At 62.6% G+C, this 20,665-nt stretch carries 19 protein-coding genes and 2 tRNA genes; 14 read left to right on the top strand and 7 right to left on the bottom strand.

Translation table 11 applies throughout. The annotated features are described in order from the left end of the window. Positions 1-50: 50 nt before the first annotated feature. The 4 genes from GXY01S_RS04885 to GXY01S_RS17955 all read left to right on the top strand — a co-directional run bounded on the left by GXY01S_RS04885 (position 51) and on the right by GXY01S_RS17955 (position 4,762). Complete coding sequence (locus tag GXY01S_RS04885) at positions 51-1,205, top strand: GNAT family N-acetyltransferase (protein WP_061272442.1); 1,155 nt, start codon at positions 51-53, stop codon at positions 1,203-1,205. Positions 1,206-1,424: 219 nt separating this feature from the next. Next, a complete protein-coding gene (locus GXY01S_RS04875) occupies positions 1,425-2,411 on the top strand; it encodes a zinc-dependent alcohol dehydrogenase family protein (protein ID WP_061272437.1) in 987 nt (328 codons plus the stop codon). 285 nt (positions 2,412-2,696) lie between these two features. Then, positions 2,697-4,487 carry a DEAD/DEAH box helicase gene (locus GXY01S_RS04870; protein WP_061272435.1) on the top strand — a complete coding sequence of 597 codons (1,791 nt, stop codon included), beginning with the start codon at positions 2,697-2,699 and terminating at the stop codon, positions 4,485-4,487. Between the two features lie 50 nt (positions 4,488-4,537). After that, positions 4,538-4,762 (top strand): hypothetical protein, encoded by a 225-nt coding sequence (locus GXY01S_RS17955; RefSeq protein ID WP_110570407.1) that lies wholly within the window; start codon positions 4,538-4,540, stop codon positions 4,760-4,762. Positions 4,763-4,806: 44 nt separating this feature from the next. Here the strand turns inward: GXY01S_RS17955 and GXY01S_RS04865 are convergent, their stop codons facing one another. Next, entirely contained in the window at positions 4,807-5,289 is a 483-nt protein-coding gene (locus GXY01S_RS04865) for a hypothetical protein (protein WP_061272433.1), read from the bottom strand. A 318-nt stretch (positions 5,290-5,607) separates the two neighbouring features. Here GXY01S_RS04865 and GXY01S_RS04860 point away from each other — a divergent pair, with 318 nt between their 5' ends. The 5 genes from GXY01S_RS04860 to GXY01S_RS04840 all read left to right on the top strand — a co-directional run bounded on the left by GXY01S_RS04860 (position 5,608) and on the right by GXY01S_RS04840 (position 10,307). Then, a complete protein-coding gene (locus GXY01S_RS04860) occupies positions 5,608-5,826 on the top strand; it encodes a hypothetical protein (RefSeq protein ID WP_061272490.1) in 219 nt (72 codons plus the stop codon). After that, on the top strand, positions 5,823-6,494 hold the full coding sequence (locus GXY01S_RS04855) for a S24 family peptidase (RefSeq protein ID WP_061272431.1): 672 nt from the start codon (positions 5,823-5,825) through the stop codon (positions 6,492-6,494). The genes GXY01S_RS04860 and GXY01S_RS04855 overlap by 4 nt, the downstream gene beginning before the upstream one ends. Positions 6,495-6,582: 88 nt before the next feature. Continuing rightward, complete coding sequence (lepA, locus tag GXY01S_RS04850) at positions 6,583-8,388, top strand: translation elongation factor 4 (protein WP_061272429.1); 1,806 nt, start codon at positions 6,583-6,585, stop codon at positions 8,386-8,388. A 144-nt stretch (positions 8,389-8,532) separates the two neighbouring features. After that, a tRNA-Ser gene (locus GXY01S_RS04845) sits at positions 8,533-8,623 on the top strand. Positions 8,624-9,482: 859 nt separating this feature from the next. Next, a complete protein-coding gene (locus GXY01S_RS04840) occupies positions 9,483-10,307 on the top strand; it encodes an SDR family NAD(P)-dependent oxidoreductase (protein WP_082770718.1) in 825 nt (274 codons plus the stop codon). Positions 10,308-10,325: 18 nt separating this feature from the next. Here the strand turns inward: GXY01S_RS04840 and GXY01S_RS04835 are convergent, their stop codons facing one another. Continuing rightward, complete coding sequence (locus GXY01S_RS04835) at positions 10,326-11,693, bottom strand: 8-oxoguanine deaminase (protein WP_082770717.1); 1,368 nt, start codon at positions 11,691-11,693, stop codon at positions 10,326-10,328. 136 nt (positions 11,694-11,829) lie between these two features. Here GXY01S_RS04835 and GXY01S_RS04830 point away from each other — a divergent pair, with 136 nt between their 5' ends. Then, positions 11,830-12,393 (top strand): DsbA family protein, encoded by a 564-nt coding sequence (locus tag GXY01S_RS04830; protein WP_061272426.1) that lies wholly within the window; start codon positions 11,830-11,832, stop codon positions 12,391-12,393. Between the two features lie 97 nt (positions 12,394-12,490). Here the strand turns inward: GXY01S_RS04830 and GXY01S_RS04825 are convergent. After that, positions 12,491-12,565, bottom strand: a tRNA-Thr gene (locus GXY01S_RS04825). 239 nt (positions 12,566-12,804) lie between these two features. Beyond that, positions 12,805-14,925 (bottom strand): AsmA family protein, encoded by a 2,121-nt coding sequence (locus GXY01S_RS04820; RefSeq protein ID WP_061272423.1) that lies wholly within the window; start codon positions 14,923-14,925, stop codon positions 12,805-12,807. Between the two features lie 220 nt (positions 14,926-15,145). On the opposite strand from GXY01S_RS04820, the gene ilvD reads away from it, so the two are divergent. Next, complete coding sequence (gene ilvD / locus GXY01S_RS04815) at positions 15,146-17,008, top strand: dihydroxy-acid dehydratase (protein WP_061272421.1); 1,863 nt, start codon at positions 15,146-15,148, stop codon at positions 17,006-17,008. An 84-nt stretch (positions 17,009-17,092) separates the two neighbouring features. On the opposite strand, the gene GXY01S_RS04810 is transcribed toward ilvD, so the two are convergent. Then, positions 17,093-17,305 carry a hypothetical protein gene (locus GXY01S_RS04810; protein ID WP_061272419.1) on the bottom strand — a complete coding sequence of 71 codons (213 nt, stop codon included), beginning with the start codon at positions 17,303-17,305 and terminating at the stop codon, positions 17,093-17,095. Positions 17,306-17,799: 494 nt separating this feature from the next. Here GXY01S_RS04810 and GXY01S_RS04805 point away from each other — a divergent pair, with 494 nt between their 5' ends. Beyond that, positions 17,800-18,456 (top strand): hypothetical protein, encoded by a 657-nt coding sequence (locus GXY01S_RS04805; protein WP_255210359.1) that lies wholly within the window; start codon positions 17,800-17,802, stop codon positions 18,454-18,456. A gap of 91 nt (positions 18,457-18,547) precedes the next feature. Here the strand turns inward: GXY01S_RS04805 and GXY01S_RS04800 are convergent, their stop codons facing one another. Next, positions 18,548-18,730 carry a hypothetical protein gene (locus tag GXY01S_RS04800; protein ID WP_061272417.1) on the bottom strand — a complete coding sequence of 61 codons (183 nt, stop codon included), beginning with the start codon at positions 18,728-18,730 and terminating at the stop codon, positions 18,548-18,550. A gap of 69 nt (positions 18,731-18,799) precedes the next feature. On the opposite strand from GXY01S_RS04800, the gene GXY01S_RS04795 reads away from it, so the two are divergent. After that, positions 18,800-19,645: a DNA/RNA non-specific endonuclease gene (locus GXY01S_RS04795; protein WP_255210358.1), complete on the top strand. Its 846-nt coding sequence runs from the start codon at positions 18,800-18,802 to the stop codon at positions 19,643-19,645. A gap of 156 nt (positions 19,646-19,801) precedes the next feature. Then, a complete protein-coding gene (locus GXY01S_RS04790; protein WP_061272485.1) occupies positions 19,802-20,065 on the top strand; it encodes a hypothetical protein in 264 nt (87 codons plus the stop codon). A 94-nt stretch (positions 20,066-20,159) separates the two neighbouring features. Here the strand turns inward: GXY01S_RS04790 and rpsI are convergent, their stop codons facing one another. Beyond that, a complete protein-coding gene (gene rpsI, locus GXY01S_RS04785; protein WP_061272413.1) occupies positions 20,160-20,663 on the bottom strand; it encodes a 30S ribosomal protein S9 in 504 nt (167 codons plus the stop codon). Between the last annotated feature and the right edge of the window lie 2 nt (positions 20,664-20,665).

Here is a 20,665-nt window from a genome sequence, read left to right as displayed (position 1 = left end):
CCAGTCATGACCGCACCGCCCCGCACGGCCCGCACCCCGGCGCAGGCATCATGACCGGCACCACCATGACCCTGCACCGCCGGATTGCCGAGATCCCGGCGGTGCAGTGGGATGGCTGCGCGGGCGATGAAAACCCGTTTGTCAGCCACGCCTTCCTCTCGGCCCTTGAAGACAGCGGCTCCACCGGCCCGCAGACCGGCTGGATGCCCCAGCACCTTGCCCTGCGCGACGGCGAAGGCAGCCTGCTGGCGGTCGCCCCGCTTTACGCCAAGGGCCATTCCTTTGGCGAATATGTGTTCGACCACGCCTGGGCCCGTGCCTTCGAGCAGGCGGGCGGGCAGTATTACCCCAAATTGCAGGCGGCCGTGCCGTTCTCGCCCGTGCCGGGGCCGCGCCTGCTCGTTCACCCCACCGCCCCCGATGCCGACAGCCTGCGCCTGCTGGCGGGCCGCGCGCTGCGGCAGGCCTGTGGCGAGATGGGGCTTTCCTCCGTGCATGTCACCTTCTGCACGACGCATGAATATGACCTGCTGGGGGAAAGCGGCTGGCTGCAACGCCTTGGCGTGCAGTACCACTGGGATAATCAGGATTATACCAGCTTTGATGATTTTCTGGGCATGCTCGCCTCACGCAAGCGCAAGGCCATCAGGCGCGAGCGGCGCGATGCCAATGCCTGCGGGCTGACATTCCACACCTATCGCGGCACGGAAATTACCGAGGCGCTATGGCAGGATTTCCATCACTTCTACCTCTCCACCGTGGACCGCAAATGGGGCAGCGCCTATCTGCAACCCGCCTTCTTTCCGCTGCTGTCCGAACGGCTGGGCGACAGGGTGGTGCTGATGATTGCAAGGCAGGACGGCGTGCCGGTGGCCGGCGCGCTCAACCTGATGGGGCGCGATACGCTGTACGGCCGCAACTGGGGGCGGCACGAGGGGGAGTGGCCGTTCCTGCATTTCGAGCTGTGCTATTACCGCGCCATCGACTTCGCCATCGCCCACGGGCTGAAAAGGGTGGAAGCAGGTGCCCAGGGCGAGCACAAGCTGCAACGTGGCTACCGCCCCTGCCTGACCCATTCCGCCCACTGGATCAGCCATCCCGGCCTGCGTGAGGCCGTGGGCGAGTTCCTGCAACACGAGCGCGCGGCCATACGGGCCGAACTGCCCGCCCTTGATGCCATGACGCCTTACCGGACAGAAGAATAGGTCCAGAACCGGTTCAAAAGTTTCTGGTGAAGCTTTTTTCAAAAAGCTTCAGGGAATACCGCCTTGTTGAAAAAAAGGCGGCACCCAAAAACTTCTGTTTTTTGAAACGGCACAGCGCGATGATGCAGGTCATGCCGCAGGGGCCACTGCCATGCTAGCCTGCACGTCATGGCACCGGCGGCCAGCAGGCCGCGCCTGTACAGCCAAAGGAGCGCCACCATGTACGCAATGCGACTGCTCGCCCCCCACACCCCCCTGCAATGGACCGAACTGCCCGACCCGCAGCCGGGACCGGGGCAGATCCGCGTAACCGTGGGGGCGTGTGGCGTGTGCCGCACCGACCTGCATGTGGTCGATGCCGACCTGCCCTTCCCCGGCCATGCCCTCACGCCAGGGCACGAGATCGTGGGCCGGATCGACGCCATCGGCCCGAATGTGGAGAGGCTGCACATGGGCCAGCGCGTGGGCATTCCATGGCTCGGCCATACCTGCGGCTGCTGCCACTACTGCCAGACCGACCACGAGAACCTGTGCGACCACCCGCTTTTTACCGGCTACACGCGTGATGGCGGCTACGCCACCAAGGCGGTGGCGGATGCACATTTCACCTTCCCGCTGCCTGAGGGCGATGACGACGTGGCCACCGCCCCGCTGCTCTGCGCGGGGCTGATCGGCTGGCGCTCGCTGGTCATGGCAGGCGAGGCGGCCCGCAGCATCGGGCTGTATGGCTTTGGGGCCGCGGCCCACATCATTGCGCAGGTGGCGGTATGGCAGGGGCGCAAGGTCCATGCCTTCACCCGCCCCGGTGACACCAAGACGCAGGAATTCGCCCGCTCGCTGGGCTGCGTGTGGGCTGGCGGCTCGGATGAGGCCCCGCCCGAACAGCTTGACGCCACCATCATCTTCGCCCCCGTCGGCTCACTCGTGCCTGCGGCACTCAAGGCGGTGCACAAGGCAGGCCGCGTGGTGTGCGCGGGCATTCACATGAGCGAGATCCCGGCCTTTTCCTATGACCTGCTATGGGAAGAACGCCAGATCATGTCGGTGGCCAACCTGACACGGCAGGACGGGATCGACTTCCTTGAACTCGTGCCGCGCGTGGGCATCCGCACCACCACCACGCCGTATGCGCTCAAGGATGCCAACAAGGCCCTTGATGACCTACGCCACGGCCGCTTTGAAGGCGCCGCCGTGCTGGTGCCCTGAAAAACTGATCAAGTTTCTGGTGAAGGTTCTTGCAAAAAGCTTCAGAAAGAACGCCGCCTTATAAACAGTAAGACGGCATCCAGAAACTTTTTCCCCGCCTCCTGCCGCGCACTGATGGTGCCTGAGCGCGCGTGCAAAAATACCCCGGCCATTATTAATTCTGGCTTTTGAGGCAATCCTTCTTTATGCACCGGCCTTCTCCCCTGACGCATGAACACGGCCGGCGGCCAGTTTCCTTCCTGCGTCGCCCATGTTCTTCATGTTTTTGTCCGGATTGCCCGATACATGCCGTTTCCCGAAACCCACCCCGCCCTGCAACGCGCGCTGGACGAGCGTGGGTACGATAACCCGACTCCCGTCCAGAAAGCGGTCCTGGATGTCGCAGCCGAGGGGCGCGACCTCCTCGTCTCCGCCCAGACCGGCTCGGGCAAGACCGTTGCCTTTGGCATCGCCATGGCCGACACCCTGCTTGGTGGCGCCGAGCATTTTGGCCCCGCAGGCCCGCCGCTGGCCGTCATCATCGCGCCGACGCGCGAACTGGCCATGCAGGTCACGCGCGAACTGACCTGGCTCTACGCCCCTGCAGGCGGGCGCATCGTGTCGTGCATTGGCGGCATGGACGCCAGGCGCGAGGCGCGTGCGCTCCAGATGGGCGCGCATATCGTGGTCGGCACGCCGGGACGGCTGTGCGACCATCAGTCCCGTGGCCGTCTGGACATGTCGGACCTGCGCGTGGTCGTGCTGGATGAAGCCGACGAGATGCTTGACCTCGGCTTCCGCGATGAACTCGAGCAGTTGCTCGACGCCATGCCCAAGACCCGCCGCACGCTGCTGTTCTCGGCCACCATCGCCAAGGAAATCGCATCGCTCGCGCGCCGCTACCAGAACGACGCCGTGCGCATCGATACGCTGTCGGGCGCCAAGCAGCATGCCGATATCGAATACCGCGCCATCGTGGCCGATGCGCGCGAACTGATCCCCGCCGTTGTCAACGTGCTGCGCTATACCGACAGCCAGACCACCATGGTGTTCTGCGCCACCCGCGAGATGGTGCGCCACATGCAGGCGGCCCTGGTCGAGCGCGGCTTCTCCTCGGTCGCCCTTTCGGGCGAGCTGGGGCAGAACGAGCGCACGCGCGCCATCGACAGCCTGCGCAAGGGCCAGGCCAATGTGTGCGTGGCGACCGACGTGGCGGCCCGTGGCATCGACATTCCCGCACTTGCGCTGGTGGTGCATGCCACCCTGCCGACTGATTCGGCCACGTTGCTGCACCGTTCGGGCCGCACGGGCCGCGCGGGCCGCAAGGGCGTGTGCGTGCTGATGGTGCCCATGTCGCAGCGCCGCCGCGCCGAGCGCCTGATGCAGGGCGCCAAGATCACGGCCACGTGGTCCGGCGTGCCGACGGCCGCCGAAATCCGCGCGAATGACGCCAAGCGCCTGCTGGCCGACCCCGTGCTGAACCAGGACGTGGCGGAAGCCGATGCCGAACTGGTGGGCCAGCTTGTGGAAGGCCGCACGAGCGAACAACTCGCCGCAGCCCTGCTGCAGATGTACCGCGCCCGCCTGCCCGCGGCAGAGAACGTGCGCCACATCACGCCCGATGCCCCGCGCCCCGTGCGTGATCGCCCCGAGCGCGATGGCCCCCGCCCCCCGCGCGAGAGCTATGGCAACGGCGAGCCGGGTGCCTGGTTTGCCATGAATGTGGGCCGGCAGGAAAAGGCCGACCCGAAATGGCTGATTCCGCTGATCTGTCGCCTTGGTGGCGTGCGCAAGGCGGATATTGGCGCCATCCGCATCAACGATAACCAGACGCTGTTCGAGATCACGCCGGAATCGACCGAGAAGTTCCGCTCGTGCATTGCCGCGATCGAGAATGACGAAGTCCAGATCTCGCCTGCCGCTGCTCCGGCCGGTGGCGCAGGCCCGCGCCGTAGTGGCCCGCCGCGTGGTGGCCGTCCCTTCGCCCGCAAGCCCGGTGGTGCTGGCGGTGCTGGTGGCGGTGGTCGCCCCGGTGGCGGATTTGGCGGGGGGCCGCGTGGTGCGGCATCATCGCGCAAGCGCCCGCCGCGTTCGTAAGCGCCAGACGCCTTTCTTCCGTTATCCTTCATGCCCGGCATTGTCCGGGCATGTTGCGTTTCAGGGCCGTGAAACAGGGCCATCTTTCATGCGGCGCAGCCCGTTCCGCCTTTTCCGTTGCCTGGCCTAAAAGACTGTTTGAAAAGTTAGCTCAGAAAACATTCAGAAATCATAAGGAAGTTTTTGGTAAAGCTTTTTTCAAACAGCTTCGAAGAACGCCGCCTTTTTTGAAAAAAGGCGGCGACCAAAAGCTTTTATTATTTTTTTATCAATGATTTGCTTTCAAACAGTCTTTTAAAAACCATTCGCAAACAATTCTTTACTGGTTGTTCTGGCCATTGCCGCCGAACAGGCTGCTCACGTCAGAGCCGGTCTGGCTTTTCAGGTTATCCCAGCGCTGGCGTTCCTCGCTGCCTGCATCACGCAGCTTGTCGAGGCGATTTTTAGGCGCGTTGCGAATCGCATCAAGCCGGTCACGGCCGTTCTGGATCTTCTGGTCCACGCGGTCGCGGTCATCGGTCAGATTCTGCTTTTCGTTGTCCCACCGGCCCACGGTGTTCTGGCGCAGCGTATCCTTGCGGTCCTGATAGCCCTGCTCAACGTTCTGCTGCTTGTCCTTCCAGGCCTGCTCACGGTCCTGCAGCCGGGTGTTGGCGCAGTCACCGGCCTGCGCCACGCGGCCGAGCACATCCCATTTGGAGGTGGTCTGGCTGCCATCACAATCAGCGGCCCGCGCCGTGATGGAAACGCCCGTGCCTGCCGCGACAACTGCCAGAACAAGCATATATTCACGAAACTTCATTAACGGAGCCTTGTACAAAATGATTTCGACCTGAAACTTTACAGAAACATATGTCAGATTCCGGTCAGAAACATGACAATGCACTGTCATCATTCCTGAATATAGTAATCAGGCGCCAAAAGCGTAGCGCATGCAGCACATGCCACCTGCCCTGCAAACGCAGATGAGCCCGATACCCATGGTGGACAGCCCACGATAATGGCACTATGTGACACTTAAACACCTAGATCCATTCCGAACTATAACCCTGAACCCGGTTGCCCTCCGCCACTTCCGTTGCGGTCATGCTGCCGCCTGCCAGCAATGGTCACTGCCGCGATGTGGAATGAACCATACCTTGAAACCTGCTGCCGCTCGGCCCTGCACCGGCTGAAGCTGAGTGGTGAAAACGGACGCCCGGCCGGCCTGCGCGATGACCCCTGCCTGCGCAGGCTCACCGGCATGGGCCTGGCCCATATGCATGGCGAGACCCGCTTCACCATCACCGGGCAGGGGCAGGCCCGCCACCGGACCGAAATACTGAAACTGGCCCCATGATCACCCATGCCGACATCTGGCGCGCAATCGACCGCCTGGCCGCCGAGCGCGGACTGACCCCTTCAGGCCTGGCACGGGCGGCAGGACTGGACAGCACCACCTTCAACCCTTCCAAGCGGATCACCCCCTCGGGCCGCCCGCGCTGGCCGGGTACCGAAAGCCTTGCCCGCACGCTCAGCGCCACCGGCATATCCTTCGAGGGGTTCAGCCGCCTGCTTGCGGGCCATGACGACCCCGAGGCGGATGGCAAGGTGCATCATTCCCACCTCCGGATCGCCCCGTTCTCGCAACTGGCGCACCCCGAGCTGTTCGACGAGACCGGGCTGCCCGAGGGCGAGCGGTGGGAAAAATGGGATTATCACGGCATGGCGGACCATCATTCCTATGCCGTGCACGTGGATTGCGATTCAATGGAGCCGATTTTCCGCAAGAATGGCACGCTGATCATCTCGCCCACGGCGGCCATACGCGTGGGCGACCGCGTGCTGCTCCATACCGCGCAGGGCATGGCCTGCTGCGGGCATGTGGTCGAGCGCTGGCATGACGCACCCGTAACCGCCCCGCTGCATGAGCTTGTGCGCATCCGCGGCCTTGGCGCCATTGATGGCCAGGAAATCATTCTCGATGGCACCACGCGCATCCATCGCATCACGATGGCGTGCATGTAGGCGGCCGCGCGGTCCCGCCCCGATATTTTCCTGCCCGGCATGACAGGTAGCGGCTGACTTTCATGCAAATTTACACTATGTCTCGCCCATGACCGACACGCCCCTCTCCCTGATCCGCAATTTCTCGATCATCGCGCATATCGACCATGGCAAATCGACCTTGGCCGACCGCCTGATCCAGGCCTGCGGCGCGCTGACCCAGCGGGAAATGACCAACCAGGTTCTGGACAACATGGATCTGGAACGTGAACGCGGCATCACCATCAAGGCGCAGACCGTCCGCCTGGCCTACCCGGCGGAAGATGGCAAGACCTACGTGCTCAACCTCATGGACACGCCGGGCCATGTCGACTTCGCCTATGAGGTCAGCCGTTCGCTTGCCGCATGCGAGGGCTCGCTGCTTGTCGTCGATGCCTCACAGGGGGTGGAGGCGCAGACGCTGGCGAATGTGTATCAGGCCATCGACGCCAATCACGAGATCGTGCCGGTGCTCAACAAGGTCGATCTGCCTGCCGCCGACTGCCCGCGCGTCAAGGAGCAGATCGAGGAAGTGGTTGGCATTGACGCCGAGGACGCCGTCGAGGTTTCAGCCAAGACCGGGCTGAACATCGAGGCCGTGCTTGAAGCCCTCGTCAAGCGCCTGCCGCCCCCCACGGGTGATGCCGAAGCCCCGCTCAAGGCATTGCTGGTTGATAGCTGGTACGACCCGTATCTGGGCGTGATCACGCTGGTGCGCGTGAAGGAAGGGCGGCTCAAGCGCGGCATGCGCATCCGCATGATGTCGTCTGGCGTGGTGCATCTTGTGGACCAGGTGGGCGTGTTCGCGCCGCGCATGACCAACGTGGCCGAGCTTGGCCCGGGCGAGATCGGCTACATCAACGCCGCCATCAAGACCGTGGCCGACACCAACGTGGGCGACACCATTACCGATGACCGCCGCCCCGCCGAGACGCCGCTGGCAGGCTTCAAGCCCTCCATCCCGGTCGTGTGGTGCGGCATGTACCCCATCGTGGCCGATGATTTTGAAAAGCTGCGCGACAGCCTGGCCAAGCTGCGGCTCAATGATGCCTCCTTCCACTACGAGGCCGAGACATCCGCCGCCCTGGGCTTTGGCTTCCGCTGCGGGTTCCTTGGGCTGCTGCATCTCGAGATCATCCAGGAACGGCTCAGCCGCGAATTCGACCTCGACCTGATCGCGACCGCACCTTCGGTGGTCTATAAGATGAAGCTGACCAATGGCGAGACGGCGGAACTGCACAACCCCGCCGACATGCCCGACCTGTCGCTGATCGAGACGATCGAGGAGCCGTGGATCAAGGCCACCATCATGGTGCCCGATGAATATCTGGGCGCGGTGCTGACCCTGTGCAGCGAACGGCGCGGCGTGCAGGAAGACCTGACCTATGTGGGCAACCGCGCCATGGCGGTCTACCGCCTGCCGCTCAACGAGGTGGTGTTCGATTTCTATGACCGCCTGAAATCCGTCACCCGCGGTTATGCCAGCTTCGACTACCAGATGGATGGCTACGAGGAGAGCGACCTCGTGCGCATCTCCATCCTCGTCAACCAGGAACCGGTGGATGCGCTGTCCTTCATCGCCCACCGCTCGGCCGCCGAGACGCGCGGGCGCTCCATCTGCGCCAAGCTCAAGGAACTGATTCCGCGCCAGTTGTTCAAGATTGCGGTGCAGGCCGCCATTGGCAGCCGCATCATCGCGCGCGAGACCATTGGCGCCATGTCGAAGGACGTGACCGCCAAGTGCTATGGCGGCGACATCTCGCGCAAGCGCAAGCTTTTGGAAAAGCAGAAGGAAGGCAAAAAGCGCATGCGGCAGTTCGGCAAGGTCGAAATCCCGCAGAGCGCCTTCCTCGCAGCCCTCAAGATGGACCAGTAACCCCTGCCCCGACCGCCTGCCGGGCCGAATTGCGGCAGGCGGTCAGGGCATGCCGTTTTTCGCTTGCGCGGACGGAATTTGGTGATATGTTCCGCACCCATCGGATACCGCCACCCCACGGGCGTGGCAGACTTCGATACGGCTGGAGAGATGGCCGAGCGGCTTAAGGCGCACGCTTGGAAAGCGTGTGTACGTTAATAGCGTACCGTGGGTTCGAATCCCACTCTCTCCGCCATGTCCCTTGGACATTGTTTGAAAACAACCCATTGATAAAAGTTTTTGGGTGCCCGTTTTTTCAAAAAGGCGGCGTTCTTGGAAGCTTTTTGAAAAAAGCTTTACCAAAAACTTCCTTATGATTTGCGGATGTTTTCCGGGCTGACTTTTCAAACAGTCCCTTATGAAATCAGTAAGATCAGATACCTCCGGCGTTACAGTCGTGCATGGTATTGCTCCATGCGCAGCGTTGCATATCGCAAGGTATGAGCGGCATGCACAAGCTGTTCCGGCGTTCCGGTGCCCAGGTATGGAGCGCGCGCTTTCATGTGCATGTACGCGCCCCCCGGACGGAGGCAGGAACTTCCAGCGGGCAGAAAGGAACTCCAGACACAACCAACCCCAAGGCCGCGATGACTCAACGCCCCTGGTTGGGCATCGGGGAACTGTCCGGCTTAATGAAGAACAGTTCAAAATAGCATGATGTGACGATGCGTACAGGGGTTTTGCAGTAACAGGGCATTGCCAGTCATCGAATAGTGCGAATACCTACAATCCAGATATATAAATGCGCTGATGATATGCCAATATCATCAAAAAATAACATTTTCCTGTTCATATTCTTCTTCGCCCCTTCATGACCGGAACAATGCTTTTCAGGCGCGCATGCATGGGCGTTGCGTCAATCAACTCGGCCATAACGTAACAAAGAGTGACTGCTTCTTATCGACGGATTATTTTATTCCAGTTAGCATGGTCCCATGGCCGCCACGAGGGTGACATGATTCCGTCATGGCACGACAAAACAGCTTGCGGAATATCCGGTCTGGCGCGTATCAGGCGCGACAACAGGCATTGCGCTCAGGGAAGTACGAAGATCATTGGAAAAGAGTGCGTTAAACGAAAAACCCGGTGCAGGTGAAGGCCGGGTTGCCGTTGTCACGGGGGCAACGGGCGGTATCGGGCAGGCTCTCGTCCGCCGCATGCGCGCGCGGGGTTACACCATCATCATCCTGTCGCGCCAGGCGCGGGCCGCAAGCCCCGGCATCAACACCGTCGTGTGCGACCTGACCGATAGCGAGAGCATAAAGCAGGCTACAACCCACATTGCCGCCCACACGCCCGAAGTGGATGTGCTGGTACACTGCGCGGGCATCATTACGCCGCAGGCAGTGGGCGAACTCGACAGCACCACCATTGCCAGCCAGATTGCCGTTGACCTGACCGCGCCGATCGAACTGACCAATGCCCTGCTGCCCATCATGCGGCGCAGGGGGCATATTGTTTTCGTCAATTCCATGGCCGCGGCTTTTCCGCTTGCGGGCAGCAGTGTCTATACGGCAGCCAAATTCGGCCTGCGCGGGTTCGCGCGCGCGCTCGAGCAGGAACTGCGGCCCCGGCGCATACAGGTTTCCTCCATCTATCCCGCCAGCGTCAACACCCCCATGCTCAGCCAGGAAATGGCGGCAGGCGGGTCGATCTACAACTTCATCGACCCACCACAGGAACCCGATGTCACCGCAGGGCGCATTCTTGAATGCTGCGAGCGTGGCAGCCGCGAGATCTTCAGTTCCGTGTTCGACAAGCTGTTCACCCATGCCTGCCTCACCTCCATGCGGCTGCTCAACCTGAGCCTGCCCATCATGAAACTGCTCGGGCGCAGGGGCTACCGCCGCTACCAGCGCGGCCTCACCCCCCGACCCTGAGCCACGGCAGGGCCGGGTTCAGGCCTTTTGCAGCAGTTCGCGCGCCAGTTCATTATGCCGGTGAGCCAAGCGTGCGGGGTCATGTTCGGTAAACTGCCCGCCCCGGACCAGCACGCGCCCGTTGACAATGGTGCAGGCCACCCGGCGGGGCGTGCAGAACACAAGGGCCGCCACCGGGTCGGCCTGCGCGCCGGCATGGTCGATGCCGCGCAGGTCAAACGCCACGATATCCGCCGCCATGCCCGGCGCGAGATGGCCAATATCGTCACGCCCCAGCACGGCTGCCCCACCACGCGTGGCCAGTTCCAGCACTTCACGCGCCTGCATCATGGGCTGGCCATCGGGCGTATCAAGCAGGCGGCCAAGCAGCATGGCCTGCCGGGCCTCGCCCAGCATGTGGCTGCCATCATTCGAGGCCGAGCCATCCACGCCCAGCCCCACCCGCATGCCCGCCGCCGCCATGCGCCGCACGGGGGCAATGCCCGAGCCGAGGCGCATGTTGGAGCACGGGCAATGCGCCATGCCGGTATGGGTGGCGCCAAAACGGTGAATGCCCGCATCATCAAGCCGCACGCAGTGCGCATGCCACACATCGGGGCCGATCCAGCCGGTATCCTCGGCATATTCGGCGGGTGTCATGTTGAATTTTTCGCGGCTGTAGGCGATGTCGCTGGCATTTTCGGCCAGATGGGTGTGCAGCATGGTGCCGGTGGCGCGCGCCAGGGCGGCGGCATTGCGCATGAGGTCACGGCTCACTGAAAAGGGTGAGCACGGCGCCACCGCAATGCGCTGCATGGCCAGCGGTTCGGGGTCATGATAGGCCGCGATCACGCGCGCGGTGTCGGCCAGGATCGCGTCTTCCTCCTCCACCACGCTGTCAGGCGGCAGGCCACCCTTGCTTTCACCCACGCTCATGGCACCCCGGGCGGCATGAAAGCGCATACCCATCTGCCGTGCCGCCTCGATCTCGTCATCCAGCCGCGCGCCATTGGGGAACAGGTAAAGGTGATCGCTGCTTGTGGTGCAGCCTGACCACAGCAGCTCGGTCATGGCCGTGCAGGCGGAAACGCGGATCATCTCGGGCGTCAGCCCCGCCCAGATGGGGTAGAGCGCCTGCAGCCACCCGAACAGCGAGGCATCCTGTGCTGCGGGAATGACGCGGGTCAGCGTCTGGTACATGTGGTGATGGGTGTTGACCATGCCGGGCATGACCACATGGCCGGTCATGTCCATCACGTCATCGGCGGCGGGCAGCGGGTCGGCGGGCGTGCCAATAGCCGCCACCTGCCGGTCACGCACCAGCACCCACCCGCCTTCGATCTCGCGCCGCGCGGCATCCATCGTCACGAGACGCAATGCATTCTTGAGCAAAAGGGTACGCGCCATGGGCCACCACCATACAGAAACGGGAAAACGCATGCTTATGCCGCATTTTGCGTGCCATGCCCATGGAACCACGCGAACGGGTATGGTTTCTAGAATTCTGTCACCGGCTTGCCCCAACCCTGAAGGAGTTCCCAACATGGCAGCACCCGCCGATACCCTGCATGTCGATCCGCTCGTATGGGGCCACGGCCCGAAAGTGTTCGAGGCGTTTTTGGAGCCGACCTGCCCGTTTTCCGTCCGGGCCTTCACCAAGCTGCCCGAACTGCTCGAGGCCGCGGGGCCGGAGCGCATCACCATCAAGATCCGCCTCCAGTCACAGCCGTGGCACATGTTCTCGGGCGTGATCGTGCGCTGCATCCTTGCCGCAGCAACATTGCCCGACGGGCGGGACGCCGCCCGTGCCGTCATGTCTGCCGTAGGCGCGCACCGCGAGGAATTCGAGTTTACCGACCACTGCGCCGGGCCGAACATGGATGCGACCCCCAACGACATCATCCGCCGGATCGAACGCCATAGCGGGCTGAAACTGGCCGCAGCCTTTGCCGTGCCCGCATTGCAGAAGGCCATCAAGTGGCAGTGCAAATATTCCCGCCAGAATGGCATTCACGTCTCGCCCACTTTCATGGTCGATGGCCTGATCGACCCTGCCATCAGCAGCGGCGATACGGTGGAGGAATGGATGGCGCGTATTTTTGCCTGAAAGGCCTGGCGCGCTGCCTTTAATTTTAAAAGGCAGCGTCTTTTCAAAGCTTTTTGAAAAAAGCTTCACCAAAAACTTTTCATGATTTTTATGCAAATGGTGCCGGGTGAGGGATTTGAACCCCCGGCCTTCGGTTTACAAAACCGCTGCACTACCACTGTGCTAACCCGGCATTATAGCATTTCTGCCATGCTGTTTCCCCTTTTTGCCGAAATGGCCTGCACGGTCAAGCAGGGATTCGCGGGGCTGGCGGCTGCATGAAAAGCCCAAACAGAAAACGGCATGCAGACAGAAGAACGTTTTTGGTGAAGCTTTTTTCAAAAAGCTTCAAGGAATGCCGCCTTTTTGAAAAAAGGCGGCACCCAAACACTTTTATCATTTATTATCAATCAATTAATTACAAATAACCCTTCAATGCGCCGCCATCTTTTTAGCCCAGGCGGCATGAATGCGCGCGCGTTCAGCAGCACTCAGCCCGCCGCTGCCAACCGACGGAGCCGTGGCATGCGAAGCCCTTGCCCGCGCATGGCTGCCGTGGCGCACCGGGCGCGAGGCATGCGGCGCGATACCCGCGGCCGGGTTCTCGTTCACGTCATGAATCGCGCTGGCGCAGGATGAGTTCTTGCCCACGCCGCCTTCAATGGTGGGCAGCAGCCCGATGGGCGAAAACACGAAACCCGTCAGCACCGAGGCCACGGCACGACCGATAATCTCGGCGCCAGGTCGGATATGGGGGCTTTTAAGCGGCCCGGTGATGTAAAGCGGGCCGGGAAAGGATGCAATGGCGAAATGCCGCGAGTGCGTGAGCAGCGTATAGTCGATGGTATTGTTGGTGAACTTGATGTCTCCCTTGCCTACCGTGCGGGTATCGCCCGTTTCAAGCAGCATGGTGCGGGTATGGAAGACGCCCTCATTGAGCGGCATGTCGGCTATGAGGCATTTGAGGTCGGTGCGCGCGGGCAGCCCAAGGGCGGAGAGCAGCGCCTTGCCCAGTTCCAGCCCCAGCAGGTCGGGCAGGATGGCCGAAATATCACCGCCCTCATCCAGCGCTACGGTAATACCACCATTGCCACTGCCCACGATCTGGGCCAGCGACTGGCCATGGCCATGCACCATGATGTGGCCGCCGATAATGCCCTGCCCATGCAGGTTGCGGCCCATGGCCTGCATGAGGCGGGCAAGGTCGATCTGTTCCATGTCGATGCGGATGCGCGCATCCACCCCGTTGCCCTGCGGCACGAAGGTGCCGCTACTGGCCAGACGGCCACGGCCCACGCCAAAGTTCAGGTGATGTACATCGATCGTGCCATCGCGGATATCGGCCAGCACGTCGATATTGTCGAGCGGGACATGCCGGTTCTCGATATGGTCGCCATGATAGGCGAGATGGACATTGGTGGCCTTGAGCCTGGGCATGTTGATCGGCGTTGTGGGCAGTACGGCCCCACTGGCCTCATGCGCCTTTTCCTCCGCCGCCTGCTGCGCGGTCGAGGGATGGTCGCCCGGCGTCGCACCAAAGAAGCCGCCCAGATCGGCAAGGTCCACATGGCGCGAGTGCAGGTCGGTATCAACAAAGGTCACGGCCTGGTGCGGGTCCACGCTGAGCGTGCCGCCCAGATCGCTGGAGCCCACCGTGCCCTCGAATTCATGAAAGCGCACCCGGCCATCAACATAATCAAGCCCGCCCGCCACATGGTAGGCGGGGGTTTGCGGAATCACCACGCCGGTCAGCGGGTAAAGCAGCGACATGTCCGGCCCCGCCAGCGTCAGCCGCAGCCGCGCGCCCCTGAACGCAATCGGATCATCAACCGACCCCGCCAGTGTCAGCCGCGTGGGGCCGTGGCGCACGTCCACGTCCACCGGGTAGGGTTTTGTCCGGTCCGCCAGCGAGACCAGCGCCCCACCCGAGAAATGGCCGATAATCGCCTGCCCGGTATAGGTGCCGCGTATGTCAGCCACGATGCGGGGCTGGATGTCGCCCTTGCCGGGCGTGGTATGCACTTGCGCGCGCATGTCGCTGCGCAGGCCCGCATGCACGAGGTGAAGCGCGCCGTCATTGATGTTGAGTTCACCAATCCGCGGCATGCCGCCCGATGAACTGCCACCACTGTCAGGAAACTGGTAGTTGGCCCGCCCCCCGCGCGGCGCGTTGAGTTCAACCACCGGCCTGTCGAGTGCTATGACCGGCAGGTCGATCCGGCCTTCAAGCAGGTGCCACAGGTTGAAGCCCACCATCAGGTGGTCGGCCGTGGCGAAGGGCGGCAGCTTTTCAAACCCGTCCGGCTCGTCAATGCGCACGTCATCGGCGCTGACGCGGATCACGCGCCCGATATGCACATGCAGGTGCGCCACCGTGACCTTGCGGCCAAGGGCCGCGCCCGCCCTGCGCTCCACGATGGGAATGAACCAGTCCCATGACCAGAAGATGACCAGCGCCATGATCGCGATAGCCAGCACCCCCAGAACCGGAAAACGTATCTGCGCCAGCACCCCGCGTCGTGCCGTGCTGTTCTTGGGTTCCGGTTGAGGCATTGCTGCATGTGCTCCTTGTGCAGATGAGGATAAGCTATCAGATGAACGACTGGCCACGGGGTGGAGTTGCGCCCACCGCGCCCCACAGCCTTGCACACTCCCGGTTAACGGCTGGTTCAGGCCGGTGCGCTTTGGGGTGGCGCGGGGGGCGTGCGTCCTGTATGCGATCAGGCAACTTCAATCCCCTTCTGTAACCAGATTGACGCGAGAGGTCACTGTCATGCCCGCCTATCGTTCCCGCACTACGACCCATGGCCGCAACATGGCCGGTGCGCGCAGCCTGTGGCGTGCAACCGGCATGAAGGATGGCGACTTCGGCAAGCCCATCATCGCCATTGCCAACTCGTTCACGCAGTTCGTGCCCGGCCATGTCCACCTCAAGGACCTGGGCCAGCTCGTGGCGGGCGCCGTGGCCGAGGCCGGTGGCATTGGCCGCGAGTTCAACACCATTGCGGTCGATGACGGCATCGCCATGGGCCATGGCGGCATGCTGTACAGCCTGCCCTCGCGCGAGCTGATTGCCGATGCGGTGGAATACATGGTCAATGCCCACTGCGCCGATGCGCTGGTGTGCATCAGCAACTGCGACAAGATCACGCCGGGCATGCTCATGGCGGCGATGCGGCTCAACATCCCCACCATCTTCGTCTCTGGCGGGCCGATGGAAGCGGGCAAGATCCTCAATAACGGCACCGAGCAGCAGGTTGACCTCATCACATCAATGGTGGCGGCGGCCAACCCGGATGTCAGCGATGAGCAGTCAGCCACGATCGAACGCTCCGCCTGCCCCACCTGCGGCTCGTGCTCGGGCATGTTCACCGCCAATTCCATGAACTGCCTGACCGAGGCGCTCGGCCTGGCCCTGCCGGGCAATGGCAGCCTTGTCGCCACCCACACCGACCGGCGCGACCTGTTCGAGCGCGCGGGCCGCGACATCGTGGCGCTGGCAAAGCGGTGGTATGAAAACGATGATGCCACCGCCCTGCCGCGCGGCATCGCCACCAAGCCCGCGTTTGAAAACGCCATGACGGTCGATGTGGCCATGGGTGGCTCGACCAACACCGTGCTGCACCTGCTGGCTGCAGCCCACGAGGGCGAAGTGCCCTTCACCATGGCCGATATCGACCGCCTCTCGCGCCGTGTGCCCAACCTGTGCAAGGTCTCGCCCTCGCGCATGGACATCCATATGGAGGACGTGCACCGCGCCGGCGGCATTCCCGCCATCATGGGCGAACTGGCCCGCATAGGGCTGCTGCATCTCGATGCGCCGAGCGTGCATGCCCCGAGCGTGGCGGCCGGTCTGGCGCAGTGGGACATCAACGCCGATACGGCCAATGAAGCCGCCCGTACTTTCTTCAGCGCCGCCCCCGGCGGCGTGCGGACCACGCAGGCGTTCTCGCAGTCCAGCCGCTACAAGGCCCTTGATACCGACCGGGCGAATGGCGCGATCCGTGATGCGGAGCATGCCTATAGCCGCGATGGCGGGCTGGCCGTGCTGTTTGGCAACCTGGCCGAGGATGGCGCCATCGTCAAAACCGCAGGTGTTGCGGACAACCTGCTCACCTTCACCGGGCCGGCCCGCATCTTTGAAAGCCAGGATGCCGCCGTCTCCGCCATTCTGGGCAACGAGATCGTGGCGGGCGACGTGGTGGTGATCCGCTATGAAGGCCCCAAGGGCGGTCCGGGCATGCAGGAAATGCTGTACCCCACCAGCTACCTCAAATCGAAGGGCCTGGCCGAGAAATGCGCTCTGATTACCGATGGCCGCTTCTCGGGCGGCAGTTCGGGGCTTTCGATCGGCCATATCTCGCCCGAGGCGGCGGAAGGCGGCATCATCGGCCTGCTGGAGGAAGGGGACACGATCGAGATCGACATCCCCAACCGCATCCTGCGCACCACCGCAAGCGATGCCACGCTGGCCGCCCGGCGCGAGGCGATGGAAGAGCGCGGCGACCGCGCCTGGCAGCCTGACCGCACGCGCACGGTCTCGGTCGCATTGCAGGCCTATAGCGCGCTGACCACCAGCGCTGCCCGTGGCGCCGTGCGCGATGTCAGCCAGCTTGGCCGCCGCACCAGCCGCTAGAATTTACAAGTGCCGCCGTGATTGGCCACGGCGGCACTCTTTATCGAAGCTTTTTGAAAAAAGCTTCACCCGAAACTTTCAGGTTTATGCGCCCGGCAGGCAGGCCCTGCCACGCCCCATGCGGCGAAACGTGGCCGTAACATGGTGCCGCAGCGCCGCAAGGTCGGGCAGAATGGCGTTATGCAGCGAGCGCACGCTTTCATGCGTGGCATAAAAGCGCAGCGACGTGGCCAGCCCGGTAATGATGGCCGCCCCCACAAACACGCCATCAACTTCTATGATCTTTGAATCAAACATGACTTCCTGCCCTGAGCGGCCCTTTGCACCAGCATGCCGTACGGTTTCCCCTCATCTGGAGACAACCCGCATGCCGGTCATGGCCTGTTTCTTGCTATTACCGTAACGCGCCAACGCGGCCCGGACCGAAGGGTTTCCCGGCGTATTGGCTGTTAAAAACATTTTTTTACAGACACTTGCGTCCGATTTCGCAACGCTGTGCCGTATCGTGTTGCCGCATGCTGTAGCATTTGCCGGCAAGGATAGAAAGAGCATTATTGTGGCATTTCAAGGGCCACTTTTATGAATGGATAAATCGATACTGGAACAATACATTAAAGATATAATATATTTTTAATAAATGCAGAAACATAGGTGCCGATTACATAGATTTGATATGCAACCCTGCCATGAGGCATACCCCGCCTGCCGGGCAGGGCTGGCAAGACGCCCCTCTTCATGACAGGAAAGGGGTCAGCCTGTTTCCCTACCCCTGAATACGGACTCCTGCCGCCTTGTACCGCCCTGCATGCTTTCCCCGCCCGCATCGCCTGCGCCACCTGCTTGAAGGTGCGGGGGCCTGTCTGGCCGTGGCCCTGCTGCCCGTTCCGGGCCATGCGGCACCGGCCTATCCCGCCCCGATCATGGGGCCGCAGACCACGGCCCATGCCTGGGGCATCGACACCCGTTTTGCCCAGAGCACGCCCTGCCGGGTGGACATGACCATCAATCAGGCAACCTTCCTGGCCCACATATCGGAAATGATTCAGGCAGGGCTGTTCAACACGCAGGTCACGCCCGCGCTACAGAAACAGATCCCCCACTACCTCATGAACACAGTGCAGATCGATGTGACGCCGGGCTTCGTGCATGCGCTGTTTACCCAGCGCGGCGCGCCTGCAAGCTGCCATTTTGCCTGGTTCTATACCGCCCCTGATGGCACCCGCCACCCGATGGTGGCCTTTGACATGACCCGCGCCGCCGATGCGCGGATTGACTGGGCGCATCTGCGCTTTGGCGACATGGCAGCGGCTACCCGCAACCCGGTAGTCGACCCCGGGTTCGATGCGCTGGTCAATCAGGAGACGGTGGACGTCACCATTGCACTCGGCCGTGCCACGCCAGAGACCGACCTGCCGCCGCCCTCACACGCGGGCACCGGCGCACGGTAACTGGTGCCGTCTGTGTTTGAAAAAGCCTTTTCTTTCAAAGCTTTTTGAAAAAAGCTTTACCAAAAAATTTTATCGGTTTTCTTTCCGTGCGCTAGGCGGGATGCCTGATGTACTGGAGCGCCAGATCAATCAGGGCCGCTGCCAGCAGCAGCACCGTCACCACGCGCAGACCGAGCCGCAACCGGCGCTCGCGCGGGGTCGGGGCCAGTTCGTGCCGGTTCATGATAAAGGGCTGCGACTGCTGCGGATTGCCTTGGTCGGGTCGTTCAGCCATTGCCCTGCTCCAGCAGATGTTTCATGGATAAGCTGCCGTTTTACCAGAACAGATGGATAACACCAGAGCGTGCCTCACCCCTTTCTCTGCCCGCGCATGGCCTGGTCCGCGCTGCTTTTTGCCACGGCCCTTGCAGCCACTTTGCCCGCCCGCGCCGAAGGCTGCGCGGAACTCGGCGCAGGCCAGCAACTGCCCGTGGTGGATAACCCGAAACTGGCGCACGATACGCAACTCCTGTGCAGTACCCGCTTCGCCGTGCTGTATTCCGCCCTGGCGCGAGAGCCGTTATGGGTGACCGAGCACCTCGACACCGCCATGGTCCGCGCGGCCATGCAGACCCCGCGCGAAGGTGAATTCCACCCTGACACGCGCATTGCCCCCGGCGCGCGCGCCGAACTTGAGGATTACGTGCGCTCCGGCTTCGATCGCGGGCACATGGCGCCCTCGGGCGACATGCCCGACCGGCAGAGCCAGCAGGAAACCTTCGCGCTCTCCAACATCGTGCCCCAGCGCGCGGCGCTGAACCGGGGCCGCTGGGCCGAGATCGAATCCGCTGTGCGTGGCCTGGCCCTGCGCACGGGCAATCTTTACGTGGTGACCGGCCCCGCCTTCCACGCAAGCAGCCTGTCAGCCATCGGACCGGACCGGGTGCTTGTGCCGACCTCCACATGGAAGGCGGTCTATGACCCCCGCAGGCAGCAATCGGGCGTGTATGTCTGCCATAATGTGGCGCGCAGCCCCGGTTGCAGCCATGTCAGCGTGGTGGAACTGACCCGCATCACCGGTGTCGATCCCTTCCCCGCGCTGCCAGCGAACGTAAAGCAGACCTGCATGGCGCTGCCGCTTGGCCATGCCCGCACGGCCACGAAGCACGCGCGGCGGCGCACCCGGCGGCGTGTATATGCTCGTTGGTAAAAAGAAAAATTAAAAGTTTTTGGGGGCTGCCTTTTTTCTAAAAAGCGGTGTTCCTTGAAGCTTTTTGAAAAAAGCTTCACCAAAAACTTCGGCTTGTTTACGAGCGGATTCTGCACCTGCCCTGCAAGAAATATTCTGGATGAAGGAGACATGACCATGACCGCCCACTCCCCCGCCCTCGTGCCCTTCGCCGATAACAGCGCCAGCCGCACCATTGGCGGCATGACGGTGGAAAACGGCACCGACAGCATCGCTTTCTATGGCCAGACGGATTTCTGCCGCGACAGGGCCGGGCTGGCCCGCGCCCAGGCGCTGCTCGCCTTCATGCAGCAGGTGGTCACGACGCTTGAGGCACAAAAAGACCTGCCCGATGCCCTGCCGCCACGCAAGCCTGCCAAGGTGGACAATCCTTTCCTGTAAAGCCGCCCGGACGCACAACGGGGCCGGTCCATTGCTGGACCGACCCCGTTGAAAAACCCGTTCCCCGCAGCACAGGGCTGCGGGAAAAGCCGGATCAGCGCTTGCTGAACTGGAAGGAGCGGCGGGCCTTGGCGCGACCGTACTTCTTACGTTCAACAACACGCGAATCGCGCGTCAGGAAGCCAGCGGCCTTCAGGATGCTGCGCAGCGCGGGTTCGTAGTGGGTCAGCGCACGGCTGATGCCGTGACGGACCGCACCGGCCTGGCCAGACAGACCACCACCAACGACCGTGCAGTACACGTCGAACTGGTTGTAGCGGTCAGCCACGAGGAAGGGCTGCGTGATCAGCATGCGCAGCACGGGGCGCGCGAAGTAGGTGCCGACCGGACGGCCATTGACGATGATGTCGCCCTTGCCCGGCTTGATCCACACGCGGGCCACGGCATCCTTACGGCGACCGGTGGCGTAGGCACGGCCCTGCGCGTCGCGCTTGGCTTCGTAAACCGGAGCGGCTTCCTGCGCGGAGGTCACCTGGCCGGAAGCAACGGCTTCCTTGAGGTCAGCAAGCGTGCCTGTACGTTCTTGGGTTTCGGACATGT

This window comes from Komagataeibacter xylinus NBRC 15237 (genome assembly GCF_001571345.1).
Lineage (GTDB): Bacteria > Pseudomonadota > Alphaproteobacteria > Acetobacterales > Acetobacteraceae > Komagataeibacter > Komagataeibacter xylinus.
This window is presented reverse-complemented; position numbering and strand designations above follow the sequence as displayed.